This is a genomic window from Nocardia aurea, assembly GCF_003123685.1.
Classification (GTDB): Bacteria; Actinomycetota; Actinomycetes; order Mycobacteriales; family Mycobacteriaceae; genus Nocardia; species Nocardia aurea.
Map to the genome: position 1 here is coordinate 1 of NZ_QCYJ01000049.1, position 2,908 is coordinate 2,908.

The 2,908-nt window shown below is 70.3% G+C and carries 4 protein-coding genes; 1 reads left to right on the forward strand and 3 read right to left on the reverse strand.

The genetic code is table 11. The features are described 5' to 3' along the window. The 3 genes from DAT37_RS12485 to DAT37_RS12495 form a co-directional block, all read right to left on the reverse strand. A partial coding sequence (locus DAT37_RS12485; RefSeq protein WP_157978461.1) for an AAA family ATPase occupies positions 1-615 on the reverse strand: 615 nt, incomplete at its 3' end. Positions 616-723: 108 nt separating this feature from the next. After that, a complete protein-coding gene (locus DAT37_RS44895) occupies positions 724-870 on the reverse strand; it encodes a hypothetical protein (protein WP_198654225.1) in 147 nt (48 codons plus the stop codon). A 135-nt stretch (positions 871-1,005) separates the two neighbouring features. Then, positions 1,006-1,986: a helix-turn-helix transcriptional regulator gene (locus tag DAT37_RS12495; protein WP_198654226.1), complete on the reverse strand. Its 981-nt coding sequence runs from the start codon at positions 1,984-1,986 to the stop codon at positions 1,006-1,008. 90 nt (positions 1,987-2,076) lie between these two features. On the opposite strand from DAT37_RS12495, the gene DAT37_RS12500 reads away from it, so the two are divergent. Further along, entirely contained in the window at positions 2,077-2,502 is a 426-nt protein-coding gene (locus DAT37_RS12500) for a VOC family protein (protein ID WP_109524933.1), read from the forward strand. Positions 2,503-2,908 lie beyond the last annotated feature (406 nt).

Here is a 2,908-nt window from a genome sequence, read left to right on the forward strand (position 1 = left end):
GAGCACCGGCCGGACCGGGTGCTGCCTGTGCAGGTCGTCGGAGCGGTAGGTCATGAGGATCAGCACCTGCGGCGCGCGCAGGTTGCGGCTGAGGAACGCGATCAGGTCGCGGCTGGACCTGTCGGCCCAGTGGATGTCCTCGATGAGCAGGATCGTCGGCCGGGTGTCGGCCAGCCGTTCGAGCAGAGTGAGGAACTGCTCGAAGAGCCGCGCCCTGCCGGTCTCCGTCTCGCCGTCGCCGCTCGGCTCGCCGAACTCGGGCAGCAGCCGGGCCAGGTCGCGCTCTGCGCCCTCGGGCAGCAGCGCGGCCACCTTCGCCGGGCCCTGCTCCCTGACCAGTTGCCTCAGCGCGGCGGTGAACGGCGCGTAGGCCAGGCCCTCGGTGGACAGCTCGACGCATCCGCCGTACAGGACGAGGGCGTCGCTCTCTCCGGCGGCCTGCTCGGCGAAGCGCTGCACCAGCCTGGTCTTGCCGACCCCCGCCTCGCCGCCGAGCAGCACAGCCGTCACGGTGCCGTTGCGGGCCTCCTCGAACGCCTCCGAGAGTGTCGCGAGCTCCTCTTCTCGCCCCACGAACACGGGACTCACCGAACGGCCCAGCATGTGATCCAGCATGGCATGCCCTATATGAAGCTTTCGACGGGTTTAAAAGGGGCCGGATGGCTCACCAAGGTACTGAAGCCCGGCCGCGAGGGAGGATGCGGCCGGGCTCTCGTAGGGTGATCATGAGGAACGGCGCTTGCCGAAGACCGAGCGACGCTCGGACTTGTTGGCCCGCTCCGCCTCCCGTACGCGCCGGTGCCTCGCGGCGGCCTCGCGCAGCTCCTTCGCCTGGCTCTTCATGAGTTCGTACTCGATCTCGGGGTTCACGATGTCTCCTGACATATCCCGTTTCTTGCTGACAGCTATAAGCCTCGTGCTAAGGTCCACCCCGGCACATCGGGCGGATGTCCTATCTCCGGCCGGCCTCAGGCCCCGGGATACCTAGGACCCCCTCAGACCGCCTTAGGCGCCGTCTTCGCGGTGACCGGAAGCGCTGGTCGCGGCGTTGGCGTAGCGGCGGGCCAGGTGCGCGAAGGCGTCCTTGAGCTCGGCCGGGCCGACGACCTCGATGTCGGCGTCGAACCTGCCGATGGCGGCGGCCAGGCCGGGCCATGACCACGAGCCCAGGACGAGCCGGCAGCGGTTCGGGCCGAGTTCCTCGACGATTCCCTCGCGGGTGTAGGGCGACACGGCGGCGGCAGGTAGATGGAGGATCACCTCGCCGCGGCAGGGCCAGTCGCGCGAGCCGTCGGAGCCGCGGAACCTGGCGGACACGAAGGCGGCCGGGCCACCCGCCGGCAGCTCACGCGGGGTGAAGCGAGGGCCTGTCGGGGTGCGGGGGATGATGCGATCGGCGCGGAAGGTGCGCCAGTCCTCACGGTCGAGGTCCCACGCGACGAGATACCAGCGCCCGCCCCGGGCGAGGAGGTGATGGGGCTGCACCCGCCGGGGTTCCCCGCCGGCGTAGTCGAAGCGCAGTTCTTCGCGGCCGTGGACGGCGGCGCCGAGCGCGACGAGCACGCCGCTGTCGACCTGCGGCTCAGGTCGGGACGCCGGCGGCTCGACGGCGGTGACCTGGAGCGTGTCGATGCGGTGGCGCAGCCGTGCGGGCATGACCTGCCGGACGGTGTTCAACGCGCGCGCTGCGGCGTCCTCGATGCCCACCCCGGAGATAGTGGCGAGCTGGAGGGCGACGGCCAGGGCGACGGCCTGCTCGTCGTCGAACAGCAACGGGGGCAGCCGTGTCCCGGCGTCCAGCCGGTAGCCGCCGTCGGGGCCCTTGGTGGCCAGGATGGGATAGCCGAGCTCGCGCAGGCGGTCGACATCCCGGCGCACGGTGCGGGGGCTCACCTCCAGCCGCTCGGCCAGCAGCGCCCCCGGCCAGTCCCGGCGCGCCTGGAGCAGCGAGAGCAACGCCAGCAGTCGCGCTGAGGTTTTCTGCACGATTCCCATAGTGCCGCAAGAAGCGGCCACGACCTGTCCGCTACTCCTGCGACGGTGGCCACCGAGGAACCGAGCGACAAGGAGCAGTTCATGTCCGTCAAGTCCGTGACCCACCTGAACTTCCGCGGTGACGCCCGTGCGGCGCTCACCTTCTACCAGTCCGTGTTCGGCGGGGACGTGGCCATGGTCACCTACAAGGACGCCGGCGACGTCCAGGACCCGGCCGAGGCCGACCAGGTGATGTGGGGCCAGGTGACCGCCGCCAGCGGTTTCCACGTGATGGCCTACGACGTGCCCGCGCGCCTGCCGTACAACCGGGGCGAGACCGCGTTCTTCATCTCGCTCCGCGGCGACGCGGCCGAGGAGATCACCGGTTATTGGGACAAGCTCGCCGCCGGCGCGACCGTCGTGCAGCCGCTGGGGCCCGCCCAGTGGGCATCCCTGTACGGCATGCTGACCGACCGGTTCGGCGTCACCTGGGTCGTGGACGTCGTCAGCGACTACAACGCCTCCTGACCATCGCGAGTCCGGGTGGCGGGCAGCCGCCACCCGGTAAGGAGCTCCACTTGAACCGGGATCGGCCCCGGGATTCTCCGCGCCGCCCTGTGGGTGGGGGCGGTCACCATGCTGCTCTGCGCGGTCCTCGGCCTCTACGTCGGCAACCGCGCCGCCGGCACCGCATCCTGAGGCGGAAGATCCGGTTTGGAAGTAGTGCGCCGGGTCGGCGATGCTGTGGAGGTGTCAACCACGACTACCACGCTCGCGGACGTGACGTCCTCCGAGACGACCTTGAGAGCGTTTCTGCATGGCCTGCCCGGTGTGGATCGGGTGGGTGCGGATCAGCGGGCGGCGATGCTGGCCACTCGTTCGATCAAGACGACGGCCAAGGCGCGGGCGATCGATCTGGCCATCTCGATGGTGG

Bases quoted from the DNA above. Each gene is read 5' to 3' on its own strand.
- DAT37_RS12500 (WP_109524933.1), top strand. From the start codon at position 2,077: ATGTCCGTCAAGTCCGTGACCCACCTGAACTTCCGCGGTGACGCCCGT.